General features: G+C 67.5%; 14 protein-coding genes. 13 read left to right on the top strand and 1 reads right to left on the bottom strand.

Annotated features, from left to right (window positions below):
* Positions 1-143: 143 nt before the first annotated feature.
* From H0X91_RS17015 to H0X91_RS16955, 13 genes are all read left to right on the top strand, one after another.
* Positions 144-1511: a DUF1329 domain-containing protein gene (locus H0X91_RS17015; RefSeq protein ID WP_058902508.1), complete on the top strand. Its 1368-nt coding sequence runs from the start codon at positions 144-146 to the stop codon at positions 1509-1511.
* Positions 1512-1589: 78 nt separating this feature from the next.
* Positions 1590-3434, top strand: a complete 1845-nt coding sequence (locus H0X91_RS17010) for a DUF1302 domain-containing protein (protein WP_080331047.1) — start codon at positions 1590-1592, stop codon at positions 3432-3434.
* Between the two features lie 61 nt (positions 3435-3495).
* Positions 3496-5856, top strand: coding sequence for an efflux RND transporter permease subunit (locus H0X91_RS17005; RefSeq protein WP_080331048.1), 2361 nt, complete (start codon positions 3496-3498; stop codon positions 5854-5856).
* Positions 5857-5887: 31 nt separating this feature from the next.
* Positions 5888-6178 (top strand): hypothetical protein, encoded by a 291-nt coding sequence (locus H0X91_RS17000; RefSeq protein ID WP_058902511.1) that lies wholly within the window; start codon positions 5888-5890, stop codon positions 6176-6178.
* A 30-nt stretch (positions 6179-6208) separates the two neighbouring features.
* The gene (locus H0X91_RS16995) at positions 6209-7177 is read left to right on the top strand and encodes a WD40/YVTN/BNR-like repeat-containing protein (protein WP_196433161.1); all 969 of its coding nucleotides are present in this window, start codon (positions 6209-6211) and stop codon (positions 7175-7177) included.
* Positions 7178-7220: 43 nt separating this feature from the next.
* Positions 7221-8699 (top strand): flavin monoamine oxidase family protein, encoded by a 1479-nt coding sequence (locus H0X91_RS16990; RefSeq protein ID WP_058902512.1) that lies wholly within the window; start codon positions 7221-7223, stop codon positions 8697-8699.
* A complete protein-coding gene (locus tag H0X91_RS16985) occupies positions 8700-9371 on the top strand; it encodes a c-type cytochrome (protein ID WP_058902513.1) in 672 nt (223 codons plus the stop codon). It abuts the gene before it with no gap.
* Between the two features lie 173 nt (positions 9372-9544).
* Entirely contained in the window at positions 9545-10675 is a 1131-nt protein-coding gene (locus tag H0X91_RS16980; RefSeq protein WP_058902514.1) for a saccharopine dehydrogenase family protein, read from the top strand.
* A gap of 42 nt (positions 10676-10717) precedes the next feature.
* A complete protein-coding gene (locus H0X91_RS16975; RefSeq protein ID WP_058902515.1) occupies positions 10718-12271 on the top strand; it encodes an AMP-binding protein in 1554 nt (517 codons plus the stop codon).
* Between the two features lie 25 nt (positions 12272-12296).
* Positions 12297-13538, top strand: coding sequence for a thiolase family protein (locus tag H0X91_RS16970; RefSeq protein WP_058902516.1), 1242 nt, complete (start codon positions 12297-12299; stop codon positions 13536-13538).
* Between the two features lie 11 nt (positions 13539-13549).
* Positions 13550-15034 carry an NAD(P)/FAD-dependent oxidoreductase gene (locus H0X91_RS16965; RefSeq protein ID WP_058902517.1) on the top strand — a complete coding sequence of 495 codons (1485 nt, stop codon included), beginning with the start codon at positions 13550-13552 and terminating at the stop codon, positions 15032-15034.
* Positions 15035-15201: 167 nt separating this feature from the next.
* Entirely contained in the window at positions 15202-15879 is a 678-nt protein-coding gene (locus H0X91_RS16960; RefSeq protein ID WP_171983951.1) for a TetR/AcrR family transcriptional regulator, read from the top strand.
* A gap of 171 nt (positions 15880-16050) precedes the next feature.
* Positions 16051-17340 (top strand): acyl-CoA dehydrogenase family protein, encoded by a 1290-nt coding sequence (locus tag H0X91_RS16955; RefSeq protein WP_058902518.1) that lies wholly within the window; start codon positions 16051-16053, stop codon positions 17338-17340.
* Positions 17341-17402: 62 nt separating this feature from the next.
* On the opposite strand, the gene hchA is transcribed toward H0X91_RS16955, so the two are convergent.
* Positions 17403-18284 (bottom strand): glyoxalase III HchA, encoded by an 882-nt coding sequence (gene hchA / locus H0X91_RS16950; RefSeq protein WP_034203060.1) that lies wholly within the window; start codon positions 18282-18284, stop codon positions 17403-17405.
* Between the last annotated feature and the right edge of the window lie 27 nt (positions 18285-18311).

Below are 18311 nucleotides of genomic sequence, written 5' to 3'. Positions count from 1 at the left end.
TATCGGAATGGCGCTGAGGCGGCTGGCCGGAACCCCGGCCAGCCTCGATCACGGAGCGACGTCATCGTCGGTTGACGGTGACGATCGAAACAAACGCGTTTCGTCCGGGATGGGCGAGCGAAGGCGGAGCAGCAAGGAGAACCATGATGAACAAGCATCGTTTCTGGACCACGTCCGCGATCGCGGCCGCTGCATGTGTCGCGATCGGCACCGCCGTCGCGGCGGACGACCTGACGCCGGCCGGCGCCGACCGCTCGGCGAGCAAGGACGGCGCGGTGCCGGCCTATGCGGGCAAGCAGTCGCCCGACGCCGGCTGGGAGTGGGGCAAGGTGCGCGGCGATTTCTGGAAGCATCGCAACGAGAAGCCGCTCTACTCGATCGACGCGGCGAACGTCGACAAGTATGCGGACAAGCTGTCGCCCGGCCAGGTCGCGCTGATCAAGCAGAAGAAGGGCTACCGGATGGACGTCTACCCGTCCCACCGCGAATGCCAGTTGCCGGATGCCGCCGAGCAGAACTCGAAGGCGAACCTCACGGCCGCGAAGCTCGGCCCGGCCGGCGACACGCTCGCGTCGGCCGTGTTGCCGGGCGTGCCGTTCCCGCAACCGAAGAACGGCGTCGAGGCGATGCTCAACTACGAGATGCGTTATCGCGGCGAAGGCGTCGACTGGGCGCAGATGGTGACGACCGTATCGCCGCGACCGGGCAGCAGCGAATGGATCGACGCGATCGGCCCGCAGACCTTGTACTTCCCGTCCGCCAAGCTCGGCAAGTTTTCGCCGCAGGACGTCGACCAGCTCAGCGCGGCCGTGTATTTCCAGATGAACTCGCCGGCCGCGCTGGCTGGCCAGGCGTTCGTGCAGCGCCAGTACTTCGACAAGGCCTCGGAGACGTACTACTACTTCCCCGGCCAGCGCCGCGTGCGACGCATGCCGGCCTACACGCACGACGCACCGCTGATCGGCTTCGAGAACCAGTATCTGATCGACGAAGGCAACATGATCAACGGCTCGCTCGACCGCTTCAACTGGAAGCTGGTCGGCAAGAAGGAAATGATCGTTCCGTACAACGCGTTCGGCATGTACAGGTTCAAGAGCAAGCTGCACGACGTCGCGACGCCGGACGGCGTCGCGGCCGCGAACCGCCGTTACGAGGCGCACCGCGTGTGGGTCGTCGAGGCGGCGCTGAAGCCGAGCGCGCGGCACGTTGCGTCGAAGAAGGTGTTTTATCTCGACGAGGACAGCTGGCTCGCGCTGGTAGGCGAGGACTACGACGCGCAGGGCAAGCTGTGGAAGGTGCGGGAGAGTTATCCGATTCCGGTGTGGGAGCTCGGCGGCACCTGCGACAACGAGCCGCTCGCGCAGTACGACATGAACAACGGCCGCTACGTGCTCGATGCGACGTCGATCGGACAGGGCAAGGACGTGCGCTGGCTCGGGCAGGCCGACGATCCGCGCTTCAAGCAGGATTTCTACACGGCGGAATCGCTGCGCTCGGTCAGCGAACGGTGACGACCACCGGCTGACGGATACAAGGACCGGCGCGCGCAACGATCGTGCGCCGGCATCGAACAGGGGCGGAGGTGGGTCATGGAACCGGCAGGATTGTTAAGGAATACTACGATATTGGTGGCGATGGCGGGCGCCGCGACGTCGAGCGCGTATGCATACGACTTCACGGTGGGCGGCGGCGCCGTGCAGGGTTCGTGGGTGACGAACCTGACGGCGGGCGCCGGCATCCGGACCAAAAACCCGAGTTGCTCGCTCACCGGCGACCCGAACGCCTTCGGCTGCGGCGCGGGCGCGAACACCAACCAGTGGGGCTATGCGGACAACGGCGACCTGAATTACCGCAAGGGCCAGCCGTTCAGCACATACGTCGGCGCGACCAGCGAGCTGCTGCTGAAGATGCCGAGCGAAGGGCTGAAGTTCATGGTGCGCGGCACGGGCATGTACGACTTCATGGCCAAGAACACGAACCGCACGCCGTTGTCGAGCACCGCGGCCGCGCAGGTCGTCTACAACGCGCAGCTGCTCGACCTGTGGGCGCAGAAGGATTTCACGCTCGGCGGGCGCAACGCGCACGTGCGGCTCGGCAACCAGGTGATCAACTGGGGCGAGAGCATGTTCGCGCAGAGCGGCATCAACGCGACCAACTCCATCGATACGCAGAAGCTGCTGATCCCCGGCTCGCAGCTCAAGCAGGCGCTGCTGCCGGCGCCGATGGTGAGCCTCGCGGCCGACCTGTCGCACGGGTTCAGCACCGAGGCCTACTACCAGTTCCAGTGGAACGGCAACCGCTACCCGCCGGTCGGCTCGTACTGGTCGGTGACGAACGGTTTCGGCCGCGGTGCCGAGCCGTTCACGATCAACACGAACAACCTGAACGTGACCGGCCCGAGCGCGGGCACGATCGCGAACGCGATCGGCGGATCGGGCGCGGCCGGCAACCAGGACACGCTCAACGCGATCAGGAACGGGCTCGTGAACGGGGCCTACGCCGGGCCGCCGTTCAACGACATCGGCCTGCCGAGCACGACGACCCTGCCGGCGAAATACCGGCCGCAGTTCGGCGTGAAGTTCAACTATTCGCCGCGCGCGTTCGACGCGAACTTCGCGTTCTACTACCTGAACTACACCGACAAGTCGCCGGTGCTCGCGTCGCTCGCGAACGGCACCGAGCAATGGTCGTATCTCGGCCGACGCCAGTTGTTCGGCGTCAGCGCGAACTTCGGCGTCGGGCCGTGGGCGATCGGCACCGAACTGTCGTACCGGCCGCGCGATGCGGTCGCGCTGTCGAGCTGCTACGGCGCGGGCGGCCCGCTCGACCTGAACACGAACGGCGTGGCCGGCATCGACTGTCAGCAATGGGTCGACAAGAAGAAGTTCCAGTACGACATCAACGGCTTGCTCGCGCTCACGCGCAGCGAGTATCCGTTCCTGAAACTGCTCGGCGCCGATTCGGCCGCGCTGACGTGGGAACTGACGTGGATCTACTACCCGGGGCTGAAGTCGAGCGGCGTGACGCGCACGATCGACGGGCAGACCGTCACGCAGGTGCCGCAGACCGGCTACCTGCCGTGGCTGAACAACGGGTCGGTGGCCGGCTATCCGATCGGGATGGCGCAGGGCACGTCGAGCTCGGTGGGGGCGACGATCGACTTCAACTGGACCTACGACGGCTCGCTGATTCCCGGCTGGCAGGTCACGCCGGGCGTGACGTTCTCGACCGGCCTGTACGGCTACACGCCCACCTTCACCGCGAACTACATGCAGGGTGCGAAGTCGCTGAACGTCTACGTGCTGTTCAACCAGAACCCGCCGAACTGGCAGGCCGGCATCAACTTCACTTCGTTCTGGGGTGGCCACAACACGGTGGGCCAGCCTTATGCGGACCGTAATTTCGTCGGCTTGTTCGTCACGCGGAATTTCTGACGGCGGCGGATGGCAGGTGGCGGGTGGCGTACGCCACCGGAATACATGAAGGGGTAACGTCGTGCTCAATCGTCTGGTCAGTCGCCTGGAAGGGCTTTTCTTCGGTCACCGCGCGATCGTGCTCGCGGCGATCGCGTTGTTCACCGTCGCGATGGCCGTGTTCGCCGTGCAACTGCGCATGGATGCCGGTTTCGAAAAGCAGATGCCGATCGGGCACGAGTACATCCGCACGTTCCAGCAATACCGGAACGACCTGCTCGGCGCGAACCGGATCACGGTGGTCGTGCGTGCCAAGCACGGCTCGATCTGGTCGAAACAGGGGCTGACGCGGCTGTACGACGTCACGCAGGCCGTCACGTACCTGCCGAACGTCGACCGGATCGGCGTGCGCTCGTTGTGGACGCCGAACGCGTTCGTCAACGAAGTGACCGACGAAGGGTTTCGCGCGGAGCCGATCATTCCGGGCACGGTCACCCCCGACCAGTTGACGCCGGAGCGCGTGCAGAGCATTCGCCGCGCGACGACGCTCGGTGGCTACGTCGGCACGCTCGTGTCGCACGGCGAGGACAGCGCGATGATCACGGCCGAGCTGAACGAACGCGACAGCGCCGGCAAGGTGCTCGACTACGTGGCATTCAATCATCTGCTCGAAGAGAAGATCCGCAAGCCGTTCGAGGATGCCGGCTACGAGATCCAGATCATCGGCTTCGCGAAACAGATCGGCGATATCGCCGACGGCGCGACGGCCGTGCTCGGCTTCTGCGCGGTCGCGCTGCTGCTGACCACGCTCGCGGTGTACTGGTACTGCCATTCGGTGCGCTTCACGGTGCTGCTGGTCGCGTGCTCGCTCACGTCGCTCGTATGGCAGTTCGGCACGTTGAAGCTGCTCGGCTTCGGCCTCGATCCGCTCGCGGTGCTCGTGCCGTTCCTCGTGTTCGCGATCGGCGTGTCGCATGGCGTGCAGCAGGTGAACTTCATCGTCCGCGAGATCGCGCACGGGCAGAGTTCGTTCGATGCAGCGCGCCACAGCTTCAGCGGCCTGCTGATCCCGGGCGTGCTCGCGCTGATCACCGCGTTCGTGTCGTTCATCACGCTGCTGCTGATCCCGATCCCGATGGTGCGCGAGCTGGCGATCACCGCGTCGCTCGGCGTGGCCTACAAGATCGTCACGAACCTGATCCTGCTGCCGGTCGCGGCATCGTGCTTCAACTTCACCAAAACCTATGCGGACAGCTCGCTGAAGCGCGCGCAGCAGCGTGCGAAGCCGCTGCGCGTGCTCGCCCGCGTGGCGCAGCCGAAGTACGCGGGCGTCACCGTCGCGCTGACGGTGGCGATCTTCGCGCTCGCCGCTTGGCAAAGCCGCGACCGCGTGATCGGCACGCTGCAGCCAGGCGCGCCGGAGCTGCGCGCGGACGCGCGCTTCAACCGCGACGCGACGTCGATCGCCGGCAACTACGACATGGGCCTCGACTGGCTGACGGTGGCGATCGAGTCGACCGGCAAGGCGTGCGACAACCCGGCGGTCGGCCTGTACGAGGACGACTTCTCGGCCGCGATGAAGACCGAGCCGGGCGTCGTGTCGGTGCAGTCGTACGCGGCGATGCTGCGCGCGTACAACCAGGGTTACAACGAGGATTTCCCGAAGATGAACGTCGTGCCGATCGCGGCCGAGAACTACGGCGCGGTGTCGGTCGACGTGTCCCGCGTGAAGGGCTTCATGAGCCGCGACTGCGGGATGACGGCCGTGCACCTGTTCCTGACCGACCACAAGGCGACGACGATCAACCGCATCCTCGACGACGTGAAGCAATACCGTGCGTCGCATCCGTTCCCCGGCATCACGGTGCGGCTGGCCGCGGGCAACGCGGGTGTGCTCGCCGCGACGAACGACGAAGTCGAGAAGAGCGAGTTGCCGATGATGCTCTACGTGTATGCGGCGATCCTGGTGCTCGTGTTCCTCGCGTATCGCGACTGGCGCGCGATGCTCGCGTGCTGCGTGCCGCTGTCGGTTGCGACCTTCATCGGCTACTGGTTCATGAAGGAACTGCAGATCGGGCTGACGGTCGCGACGTTGCCAGTGATGGTGCTGGCGGTGGGTATCGGCGTCGATTACGCGTTCTACATCTACAACCGGCTGCAGGTGCATCTCGCGGGCGGGCAGGACATCGTGAAGGCGGTGCAGCACGCGATGCTCGAAGTGGGCGTGGCCACGATCTTCACCGCGATCACGCTGGCGATCGGCGTCGCGACGTGGAGTTTCTCGGCGCTCAAGTTCCAGGCCGACATGGGCAAGCTGCTCGCGTTCATGTTCATCGTGAACCTCGTGATGGCGATGACCGCGCTGCCCGCGCTCGCGTCGCTGCTCGAGCGCGGGTTCCCGCGCCGCAAGCCGGCTCGCGCGCCGGGCCTGTTCAGCCACTGACGCAGACGAACATTCCGACGGAGATCCAGTCATGCTCAAGACCTTCGCAGTTTGCGGCGCACTTTGCCTCGTGGCGGCCGCCCTCGCACGCTTTCATGAAACGGTCGCGCAGCAGCCCGCGCCGGCCCACGCGTTCGCGACCGACGTGAAACGCGTCAGTGTGCGCCACACCACGGGTGGCGAACCGGCTGCGGCTCCATCGCCGAACGACGCCGACGTCGACGCCGGGCGTCGGACAGCGGCCGTGCAGGTTGCCGACAAGCCCCCCGCGATCGTGCTCGGCGTCGCGCATGCCGGCTGGTCGGTGCTGTTCAGCCACTGACCGCATGCCGACCACTACGGAGATCCATCCATGATCAAGACGCTCGTTGCCTGTACCGCGCTCTGCGCCGCCGCGGCGACCTTCGCGCAACCGCAGGACGGAACGGTAGCGGCCTGGGCCGCGCAGCCCGCGCATGCGTGGGCCGCGCCGGCGCACCGGATGCTGATGGACGCGGCGCGCGCCGGAACGCGGATCGTCGCGGTCGGCGAGCACGGCATCGTGCTGCTGTCCGACGACGACGGCAAGACCTGGCGGCAGGCGCGACGCATGCCGGTAGCGGCGACGCTGTCGGCCGTGTCGTTCGCGGATGCGAAGCACGGCTGGGCCGTCGGCCAGTGGGGCGCGATTCTCGCGACCGACGACGGCGGCGACACGTGGGTCACGCAGCGGCTCGATACGTCGGTCGACCAGCCGCTGTTCTCGGTGCTGTTCACGAGCGCGCGGGACGGCATGGCCGTCGGCCTGTGGTCGCTGATGCTGCAGACGCACGACGGCGGCAGGACGTGGGCGCGCACGACGCTGCCGAAGCCACCGGGCGGCGGCAAGGCCGACCGCAATCTCTATCACGTGTTCGCCGACGCCGCGCAGACGCTTTACATCGTGTCCGAACAGGGGATGGTGCTCAAGTCGGCCGACGGCGGCGCGAACTGGACCTATCTGCCGACGGGCGGCAAGGGCACGTTGTGGTCGGGCGTCGCGATGCCGGACGGCCGGATCGTGGTCGGCGGGCTGCTCGGCAGCCTGTTCGAGAGCCGCGACGGCGGCGCGACGTGGACGGCGCTGCATACCGGCACGCGCAGCTCGGTCACCGATCTCGTCGCGAGCGGCGGCGGGTTGACCGGCGTCGGACTGGACGGCCTCGTGCTGACGCAGCGCGTGGCCGGCGGTCCGTTCGACGTCGTGCAGCGCGCGGATCGCGCGACCCTCACCGCCGCGCTGATCGACGCGCGCGGCAAGCCGGTGCTGTTTTCGCAGGACGGCGTGCTGGCCGCGCCGTGAGTTGAATCCATCGAGAAAAACGAGGAAGCATGGAGCACTTGACATGAAGCGCAAGCACAAGCCGGACATGCAGGCCCGGCGGCGGATATTGCGCGCCGCGGCCGCGGGCGCCGCGTCGCTCGCCACCGGCGAGGTGTCGTTCGCCGAAGGCGCGGCGTCGGCATCCGCCGATCGTGGCGTGTTCGACGTCGTCATCATCGGCGCGGGGCTCGCGGGGCTGACCGCCGCGCGCGACCTGAAGCGCGCCGGATGCGAATCGTTCGTCGTGGTCGAGGCGCGCGATCGCGTCGGCGGGCGCACCTACAATCACGACCTCGGCAACGGCGTGGTGTCCGAAGCCGGCGGCCAGTGGATCGGGCCGGGGCAGACGGCGATTGCCGATCTCGCGCGCGAACTCGGCGTCGATACGTTCCCGACGTATTACGCGGGCAAGACCGTCGTGCTGGCCGGCGACGCACGCGTCGCCCAGGATTTCCACGGCGGCTCGGGCGGCGACGACGCGATCGGCGCGAAGCTCGGCGCACTCGCCGGCGGCGTGCCGTCGCGCGAACCGTGGACCGCGCAGCACGCGGCGGAGCTCGACAAGCTCACCTACGGCGACTGGCTGCTCAAGCAGGGCGTGACCTACGAGGACGGCTACTTCCTCGGCCTCGCGGCGAAGCTGTCGCTCGGCGGCGCACCGGCCCAGCTCGGATTGCTGCACTACCTGTCGGTGATCAACAGCGCCGATTGCGACTACGCGAAGCTCGAATCGACCAAGGGCGGCGCACAGGAAACGCGCTTCGTCGGCGGCTCGCAGGTGTTGAGCCTGCGGATGGCGAGCGAACTCGGCGCGAAGGTGCAACTGTCCTGCCCGGTGCGCAAGATCTCGGGCTGGGATCGCGACGTGGTCGACGTGCAGACCGATCGCGGCGTGCTGCGCGCGCGGCGCGTGATCGTCGCGCTCAATCCGGCGCTGTGCCAGCAGATCGTGTTCGATCCGCCGCTGCCGGACGGCCGCGCGCAGTTGCAGCGGAACTGGCCGGCGAATGCGCCGATGCGCAAGACGGTGCACGTGTACGACCGGCCGTTCTGGCGCGACGACGGCTACAACGGACAGATCTTCGAAGTCGGCGGCCCGGTGTTCATGGCGTACGACAACTCGCCGCCGGACGGCTCGATCGGCGTGCTCGCCGCGTTCGTCGCGCCGGGCGCACTGCCGGCGGAACCGAAGGCGGCCGAACGGACGCTGTCGGCCATCTTCGCGCGCGCGCTCGGCGACAAGGCGCTGCACCCGACGCAGTTTCACGACTACGACTGGGGCCGCGTCGATCCGTGGACGCTGCAGTGCATCCACCCGCTGCCGCCCGGGTTCTGGACGAAATGGGGCAGGTTCCTGCGCCCGGAAGCCGGCCGGCTGATCTGGTCGGGCACCGAGACGGCCGATCTGTGGCCCGGCGCGATGGACGGCGCGGTGCGCTCCGGGCATCGTGCGGCGCTGCAGGCGCTCGGCAAACTGGCCGGCCGCGGCGGGGAGGCCTGAATGAAACGAACCTGGATGATCGGCGCGGCGCTCGTGATCGCGGGTGTGGCGGCAGCCGGCACGCTGTACGGCCCCGACCTCGTCGACGGCATGCGTTACCAGAAGGCGATGGCCGCGATCGGCGAAGCCGACAGGGCCAACGGCGGCGCGTGGCCGCAGTCGCAGGAGACGTGCTTCTTCTGCCATGGCGTGCACGGGCAGTCGCAGAACGCATGGTATCCGTCGCTGTCCGGCCAGCCGGCCACGTATCTCGCCGCGCAACTGCGCGCGTTCGCCGCGGACCAGCGCCGCAACGCGGCCATGGGGCCGCTGTCGCGCGAACTCGACGACGCGAAGATCGACGCGCTGGCGACCTACTTCGCGCGACAGGCGCCGGCGCGCAACGAGCCCGTGCCGGCCGATGCGGCGCTCGACACGCGGGGGATGGCGCTCGTAGCGGCGCGAAGCTGCCGCGCATGTCACGGCGCGGCGCTGACGGGCAAGGATCCGGCCCCGCGCCTCGCCGGCCAGGGGCAGCTTTATCTGGAAGCGCAACTGGCGGCGTTCCGCTCGGGCGAGCGGCACGATCCGACCGGCGCGATGAATGCGTTGGCCGCGACGTTGTCGGGCGACGACACGCGTGCCGTTGCGCACTATCTGGCCGGCCTGTCGCCGGACGGGGCGGCGAGATGATGCGCGAAAGGCGTCAGGGCCGGGAATACCCTGCCTTTTTCTTTGTCTTTTACTTTGTCATAGTGACCTAAGATTGGTAATGTGTTCTACAAAAGAACGCGCCGGATACGAAGCAGCAGTACCCGACCTCGAACCGAACCGGTTCCCGACAATTCACGTTTCAGGAGACAACCATGGCTAAGCACCCCGTCGTCGTTTATGGCGCAAGCGGTTACACCGGCATGTTGATCATGGACTGGCTGATCGACCAGAACATCCCGTTCACGGCGGTCGCGCGCAATGCGGCTCGCGCGAAGGAAATGATGGCGCAGCGCGTCGTGCGGCTCGAATCCGCGCAATACGAAATCATCGAGGCGGAGCACGACGTCGATGCGCTCGTGAAGGCTTTCCGCGGGGCGAAGGTGGTGTGCAACACGGTCGGGCCGTTCTCGAGTTTCGGGCTCGTCGGCGTCGAGGCCGCGCTGAAGGCCGGCTGTCACCACCTCGATACGACCGGCGAACAGTCGTATATCCGTGCGGTGCGCGACGAGTTCGGCGAGCAGTATCGCCAGGCCGGCCTGCTGGCGTCGTCGTCGAACGCGTACATGTACACGTTCGCGGAGATCGCCGCCGAGCTCGCGCTCGAAACGCCGGGCATCGACGCGCTGGAGACGGCCACGCTGACGCGCGGCCCGCGCGGCGCGGCCGGCGTGAGCATCGGTTCGACCGCGACGATCTTCGACGGCGCGCGCCACGAGTCCTGCTACCTGTGGGAGAAGGCGCTCGTGCCGCACGCCGCGGACGCGTCGTTCATCGTCGCGACGCCCGAGCTGATGCAGCCGGTGTTCTGCCTGCCGTGGGGCGGCACGTCGCTGCCCGTCTATTTCGAGCACGATGCGCGCGTGCGCAGCTGCATCTCGTGCGTGGGCTTCTACGACAACAACGTGATGAAGCTGGTGCACCAGTTCGGACAGAAGTGGGAAGCCGAATACAAGCACCTGCCGCGCGAGCAACAGGACGAAGTGCTGAAGCAGGTCGTCGCGTCGACCACGCCGACGATGCCGCCGCGCGAGCGCACGACGATCCAGCGCAGCGTCGATGTCGCGATCGGCCGCGGCCAGCTCGCGGCGGTGCGCGCGACCGTGCACGGCGTCACGCCGTACATCTCGACGGGCGCGATTCACGCGGCCGGTGTGCTCAAGCTGCTCGACGGCGAGACCGCGCGCACGGGCTTCGCGTCCGGCTCGAAGGCATTCGGCCATCGCTACCTGCTCGGCTTCCTCGAACAGCGCGGGCTCGCGCGCGCGACGGTCACGCAACTGTGATGGCCGCCGCCGCACCGGACCCGACCCAACGGAACTTGTGACATGGCCATTATCGATTTCTACGACCGCGGCTGGCGGCTCAATCCCGACGGCATCGCGTACATCCAGGGCGATCGCAACTACACGTTCCAGGAGATCGGCGAGCTGTCGTGCCGCATCGCCAACGGGCTGCTCGCCGCCGGCTTCGCGAAGGAGGCGAAGGCGGCGGTGTGGGCCGACAACGACGTGATCGGCTGGAGCTGCGCGCTCGGGATGTGGCGCGCCGGGCTCGCATACATCCCGGTGAACGGCCGCAACGCGGTGGCCGAGAACCAGTACGTGCTCGATGCGTTCGACTGCGAAGTGCTGTTCTTCCATCAGGCGTTCGCGGCCGCGATCGATGCGCTGCGGCCGAGCCTGCCGAAGATCCGGCTGTGGGTGTGCCTCGACGCCGACCTGCCGTGGGCGCCGTCGCTGGCTTCGTGGACCGAGCACCAGCCGGCGACGCCGCCGGCCGTCGATTACGCGATGGACGACGTCGTCGCGCTGTCGGCCACGGGCGGCACGACGGGCGCGCCGAAGGGCGTGATGAACACGCATCGTTCGCTGCAGACGTACTTCGCGCAATTCATGATCGCGATGACGTACGACGATGCGCGCCCGGTCAATCTGGCCGCGGCGCCGATGACGCACACGGCCGGCATGATGTCGTTGCCGTGCACCGCGCGCGGCGGCACGGTGGTCGTGCTGCCGAAGCCCGATCCGGCGTTGCTGCTCGGCGCGATCGTCAAGCATCGCGTGACCGAGTTCTTCCTGCCGCCGACCGTGATCTACCGGCTGCTCGACATCCCCGGCATCGAGCAGGTCGATTTCTCGTCGCTGCGCTACTTCCTGTACGGTGCCGCGCCGATGTCGGTCGAGAAGCTCAAGCGCGCGATCGACGTGTTCGGCCCGGTGATGACGGGCGGCTACGGGCAGACCGAAGCGCCCGCATCGATCTCGTACCTGACGCCGGCCGAGCACTTCGTCGACGGCAAGCTCGCATCCGACACGCGGCTCGCGTCGGTTGGCCGCCCGAATCCGCTGGTGCGCGTCGAGATCGTCGGCGAGCGCGGCGAGCTGCTGAAGCAGGGCGAGACCGGCGAGATCTGCGTACGCGGCGATCTCGTGATGAAGGGCTACTACCGCGCGCCGGACAAGACGGCCGAGACGATCGTCGACGGCTGGCTGCATACCGGCGACATCGGCCATCTCGATCGCGACGGCTATCTGCACATCACCGACCGCAAGAAGGACATGATCATCAGCGGCGGCTTCAACGTCTATCCGAGCGAGATCGAACAGGTGATCTGGGCGCACCCGGCCGTGCAGGACTGCGCGGTGATCGGCGTGCCCGACGACAAATGGGGCGAAGCGGTGAAGGCCGTGGTGGAGCTCAATGCCGGGCAGCAGGTGAGCGCGGAAGAACTCGTCGCGCTGTGCAAGGAGAAGCTCGGCTCGGTGAAGGCGCCCAAGAGCGTCGACTTCGTCGCCGCGCTGCCGCGCAGCACGGCCGGCAAGGTGCTGAAGAAGGACCTGCGCGAACGGTACTGGCAAGGCCAGCAATGCAGGATATGAACCTGCTTCATACGGATTCCATACGATGAGCAACATCTACATCGCCGGCATTGCGATGACCGTGTTCGGCCGGCATCTCGACCGCAGCCTCGACGATCTGGCGAGAGAGGCGCTGCAGCGCGCATTGCGGGACGCCGGCTGCCACGCCGATGCGATCCGCGCTGCGTTCTATGCGGGCATCACCAACGGCGCGCTGCAGGGGCAGTTGTCGATTCCCGGCCAGGTCGTGTTCAGCAAGATCGGCCTCGAAGGCATTCCGGTGTTCAACGTCGAGAATGCGTGCGCGTCGGGCAGTACGGCCGTGCACCTCGCCGTGCGGCAGTTGCAGTCGGGCGCGTGCGACGTCGCGCTGGCGCTCGGCGCGGAGAAGATGAACGTCGCGGACAAGGCGAAATCGTTCGCGCTGTTCGAGGCCGGCTGGGACGTGTCGCGCGTCGACGAGAATTTCGCGATGCTCGCGCGGCTCGGCGAAGGGATCGAGCCGCCGCCCGGCTCGGAATCCGACCGCCCGTACAGCCGTTTCATGAAGATCTACGCGGCGCTGTGCCGGCATCACATGCACACGTACGGCACGACGCAGCGGCAGATCGCCGCCGTGTCGGCGAAGAACCACGGGCATTCGGTGCACAACCCGTACTCGCAGTTTCGCCAGCCGTTCACGATCGACGAGGTGCTGGCGGCCGCACCGATCACGTACCCGATCACGCTGCCGATGTGCGCGCCGCTGTCGGACGGCGCGGCGGCCGCGATCCTGTGCACGGAGGAAGGGCTGGAGCGCATCGGCGCCGACCGCGGCCGCTGCATCCGGATCGCCGCGAGCGTGATCCGCAGCTTCACGCGGCGGCGCATCGACGAGCCGCACAAGCATATCGGCCGGCTCGCCGCGTTGCAGGCGTACGAGCAGGCCGGCGTGGGGCCGGAGGACATGGACGTGGCCGAAGTGCACGACGCGTCGGCGATGGGCGAAATCATCCAGGCCGAGAACCTCGGCTTCGTGCCGCTCGGCGAAGGCGGTCCGGCCGCCGAGCGCGGCGAGTTCACGCTCGGCGGGCGTATCCCGATCAACACGTCGGGCGGCCTCGAATCGAAGGGTCATCCGCTCGGCGCGACCGGTATCGGTCAGCTGTACGAGCTGGTCACGCAGTTGCGCGGCGAAGCGGGTGCACGCCAGGTGGACGGCGCGCGTCATGCGATCCAGGAGAACGGCGGCGGCTTGCAGGGCGTCGAAGAGGCGGCGCTGGCGATTCACATTCTCAGCAGGGATTGACGGAGGCGAACATGGGCGACGCACACGGCGCAATCGCGCTCGGGCAAGTAGCGCAGGCAGGGCAGACGACGCGACCGGCGTCGGTCGGGGTCGGTGCGGCAGCGGCGATGCAGGCGGCGGGCGCCGATGCGCTCGGGCCGCTCGCGCGCTGGGGCGAGGAAATTCGCGCCGACGCCGCGTTGCGAAAGTATCGCCCCGTCGGCGGCTGGGTCGAGCCGCCCGAGCGTGCGCAACCCGAACTCGAGGGCGACGTGCAGGCGGATGCGATCGTCGTCGGCGCGGGCTTCGCCGGCCTGTCCACCGCGCTGGAACTGGCCGCGCGCGGCGCGAGCGTCGTCGTGCTCGAACGCGAGTTCGCGGGCTTTGGCGCGAGCGGGCGCAACGCCGGCTATCTCGCCGGCGGCCAGGGGCTCGAATACGAGTTGTTTCTCAAGCGGGTCGGCCGCGAGCAGGCCAGGCGGATCGTCGGCTTCTACGACGAAGGCGTCGCGTACGTCGAACGCAAGCTCGCCGAATACGCGATCGACTGCGACTACCGCGCGTCGGGGATCATTCGCGCGGGCGTGCATCCGTCGCAGGAAAAGCGCTTGCGCGAGAGCATGGCCACCGGCATCGAACTCGGCTCGCCCGCGCAGTTTCTCGATGGTGCGGCGATGCGCGAACGCGGCATTCCGCCGGCGTTCCTGTTCGGCGCGTACGTGCCGGGCGGCGGCACGCTCGATCCCGGCAAGTACGTGACGGGCTTGCGACGCGCGGCGCTCGCGGCCGGCGTGAAACTTTACGAGAACACCGCGCTGCTCGATTTCGACGCGGGCGAGACGGTGCGCGTGCGCACCGCGCGCGGCAGCGCGAGTGCGCCGGTGCTGGTGCTCGCGACCAATGCGTACACGCCGCAACTCGGCCTGCTCGGCGACAAGGTGATGCCGCTGCGCGTGTCGGCGCTCGAGACCGAGCCGCTGTCCGGTGCGCAGCTCGCGGCGCTCGGCTGGCCGAATCGCGAGGGCATCGTCACGTCGCACCTGACGATGGAAAGCCACCGCCTGACCGCGCGCAACACGCTGCTGTTGACCACCAAGCGGCTGCACTACGTATACGGCTCGCAGACGCCGAACGTGCCGGACGGCGACACGTATCGCGCGCTGCAGAAGACGCTGCGCGCGCGCTTTCCGCAACTCGGCGACGTGCCGGTTCGTGCGTGCTGGAGCGGCTACATCTCGTTCGCGGGCGATGCGTTGCCGGTGGTCGGCGCGGCCGGCGCGCACGCAAACGTGTTCTACGCGGCCGGGTGTTCGGGGCATGGCGTCGGCACGCAATCGCTGATCGGGCGCGTGCTGGCCGAGCGTATTCACGATGGACGATCGCCGCTGCTCGACGCGTTGACGCACAAGACGCCTTCGATGCCACCCGAGCCGCTGCGATGGTGTGCGATGACCGCGATGCTCGGCGTCGCGAACCTGCTCGACGCACGCGTGAACCGCAGGGTGCGGCCGATGTAGCGGCGCACGCGCTCGTCGCGACGCGCCAACGTGCATCCGGCCGGCCCGCCCGGCGCAAGGGCGGCTCGATGGAAAATGCAGCGCGCATCGGGTATAGTCGTTGGCGCTCCGTAAGGCACGGAGCGTCCATTCGACGAAGCCGAAACGCCATCTTCACGACGAACACGATGACAGTGTCCAACGAGCAGCGCAGCCCCCGAAAGCGGCGCACTTCGACTGCCGCCGCCGCAGCGGGCAATACCGACGGCTTGCGGGCGCAAGGCCTGCGCACGCGCAACACGATCATTCGCGTTGCCCGCAAGCTGCTGCTGGAAGGCGGCCCGCTCGAATTCTCGCAGCGCGCGGTTGCGGCCGCCGCGGGCATCAGCGTCAGCAATCTGCAGTACTACTTCCCGACCCGGATCGCCGTGTTGCGGGCCGTCATCGAGCCGGTCATCGAAGCGTATCTCGACGACATGAAGCGCGCGATCAGCAGCGATGCGTCGCCACGCGACGTGTTCGAAGAGATCATCGTGCGCTCGATCGCCGATGCGAAGGATGCGAAGTACAACGCATTGTTCCGGCATTTCCTGTCGTTCGCGGCGACCGACGCCGAATGCCTGAAGCTGTGCGAAGAATGGTATTCGGCGCTCACGCGCGACCTCGCGCAGCTGGTGCGCGCGGTCACGCCCACCTTCAGCGCGGCCGACAGCCGGCATGCGGCCACGATGCTGATCGCGCTGGCCGATGGCCTCGCGATGCAGTACGGCACCATCGGGCGGCACACGCAGGCGCTCGACGCGTATTTCGCGGCGACGTCGCGCGCGATCGCCTACGGCACGCTGACGGTTCCGGCCGGCAAATAAGCACACGAGCCTGCAGCGGCCACGCGAACCGAGACAGGGGAATACCCTGTCTTTTTTTTGCTTCCTGTGTTTGTCATGATGACCTATGTTTGGTATGTATTACTAGATGTGGGATGGCCAGGCGCGTCCGCGGCCGGGCCGACATGATTCGAGTCCAGGAGGAGAACGGAGATGATTCGTCTGAACAAGTCCGCGGCGCTGCCCGTGGTCGGCATGACCGGCTTCGAGACGCCGCTGAGCGAAGAGGAAAGCGCAATCCAGCACACGGTTCATCGTTTTGCGCGCGACGTGCTGCGGCCGATCGGCCGGGAGCTCGACCGGATGACGGCGGAGGACGTGATCGCCCCGGGTTCTCCGTACTGGGCCGCGATCGTCGAGAGCGCGAAGCTCGGGCTCGATCCGCAACTGATCGCGCAGTTTCCGCCGGAGACGGCCGTGCGCATCGAGTCGCTGATCGGCGAGGAGCTCGGCTGGGGCGATTCGGGCCTCGCCGTGTCGATCGGCGCGGCCACGATGCCGCTGATGATGGCGCACACGGTCGGCAACGCCGAACTGATCGAGATGTGCGCGGGCAAGGTCGGCTGCTGGATGAACACCCAGCCCGATCGCGGCTCGGATGCGGCGATCCTGTATCGGCAGGAACTCGCCGGGAACGGCCGGCAGCCGGTCGGCAACGTGACCGCGAAGGTCGGCACCGACGAGATCGTGATCAACGGGCAAAGCTCGGCGTGGATCTCGAACGGCTCGGTCGCGCAGGTCGCGCTCGCGTACATGGCGGCCGATTACGGCGACGGCTTTTACGGCGAAGGCGAGCGCAGCGCGTTCACGAACGGCATCGCGATGATCCTGCCGCTCGATCTGCCCGGCGTGTCGCGCGGCAAGCCGCTCGACAAGATCGGCCAACGCTCGTTGCCACAGGGCGAGATCTATTTCGACAACGTGAAGGTGCCGAAGCGCTTCGCGGTCGCGCTGAAGGACGACTATCTCGGCAACCTCGCCTCGACGTGGTCGTATGCGGGTACGCACATGTGCCAGGTGTTCGTCGGCGCGGCGCGGGCCGCGTTCGAACTGGCGCTCGCGTATTGCCACGAGCGCAAGCAGGGCGGCGCGCTGCTGATGGATCACCAAATGACGCACCTGCGCATCGGCGAGATGCTGCGCCGGCTCGAGATGGCGCGCGCGATCGCGCGCCGCAGCCTCGCGTTCTCGCGGATGTCGCCGCAGAGTCATCCGTATGCGACCGCGCAGGCGAAGGTGAGCGTGACCGAGGAGGCGATGAAGATCACGCACGAGGCGTTCCAGCTGTTCGGCGGCAACGGCACCACGCGCGAATTCCCGATCGAGAAGCTGTTCCGCGACGTGCGCTCGGCGCTGATCGAGGACGGCGAGAATTACGTGCTCGCGTCGCGCCTCGGCGTGCTGGCCGGGCGGCTTTACGAGAACGGGTGGACGCGCGAATAAGCGGCGCCGTGCCGCGCTGCGGCCACGCCCCGGCGAGATGCCGCCGGGGCGTGGCCGTACCGTCAGTGCCCGACCGCCTTCAGCAGCGCGGCGGCCGCGAGCTTGCCGACGCCGTTCGACGCGAGCGGGCTGTCGCCCGTGATCAGTTTGCGGTCCTGATGGCAGCGGCCGGTCATGTCCTTGTTCAGCACGCGCGCGCCGAGCTTTTCGAGGCTCTGCGCGACGAGCCACGGCAGTGGGCCCGGCATGTAGCCGATGTCGAGGTTCGGCCCCGTGTCGAGCGCATCCGGAAACACGCAGATCTCGTAGTCCTTGAACGGGTAGTCCTGAGGATCTTCGTCGACGGCGGCCGACAGCAGGCATGCGGGCCCGTGACACAGCGTGATGATGTGCCGGTCGTGGTCGAGCGCCCAGCGCAGCGTGCGCTTGACGTCCTTGCTGTGCGGAATGCCGGCGAGCACGCCGTGACCGCCGGGAATGAACACCGCGATATACGGCGAATCGGCGCCGGAATGCCGGTCGAGCACGTCGGACAGCTTGAGCGGCGTCTTCAGCTTCGGCAGGTATTTCCGGTAAGTACTCTGCACGGCCTCGTCATCCTGCGGCATCGCCCAGAGTTCGAGTTTGGCCGGGTTACCCGACAGCGTCGCGATGTCGATCTCGAAGCCGGCCTTGTCCATGTGGTGCATCGGCAGCAGCATCTCCACCGGATGGTTGCCGGTCGAGAACATCTTGCCGTTCGTCATCAGGATGTAGCGCTCGTCGGTCGCGATCATCAGGACCTTCCACTTGCCGCCGGTGTACGGATTCGGGTAATCGGCGCCGTCGAAGTCGGTCTTCGACGACGTGTACTGCGACAGCGAATACGGCGACGGGAAATACGCATTGTTCTCCGCCGGGTCGGGGGCGGGCGTGCGGTCCACCTGCGTCGTGTCGGAAGTCATGGCTGCTCCTTGCTCAGGGGGGAAGGG

Source organism: Burkholderia sp. 9777_1386 (assembly GCF_015712265.1).
Taxonomy (GTDB): domain Bacteria; phylum Pseudomonadota; class Gammaproteobacteria; order Burkholderiales; family Burkholderiaceae; genus Burkholderia; species Burkholderia cenocepacia.
The sequence above is the reverse complement of the archived record's forward strand: the minus strand, read 5'-3'. Positions and strand labels throughout refer to the sequence as shown.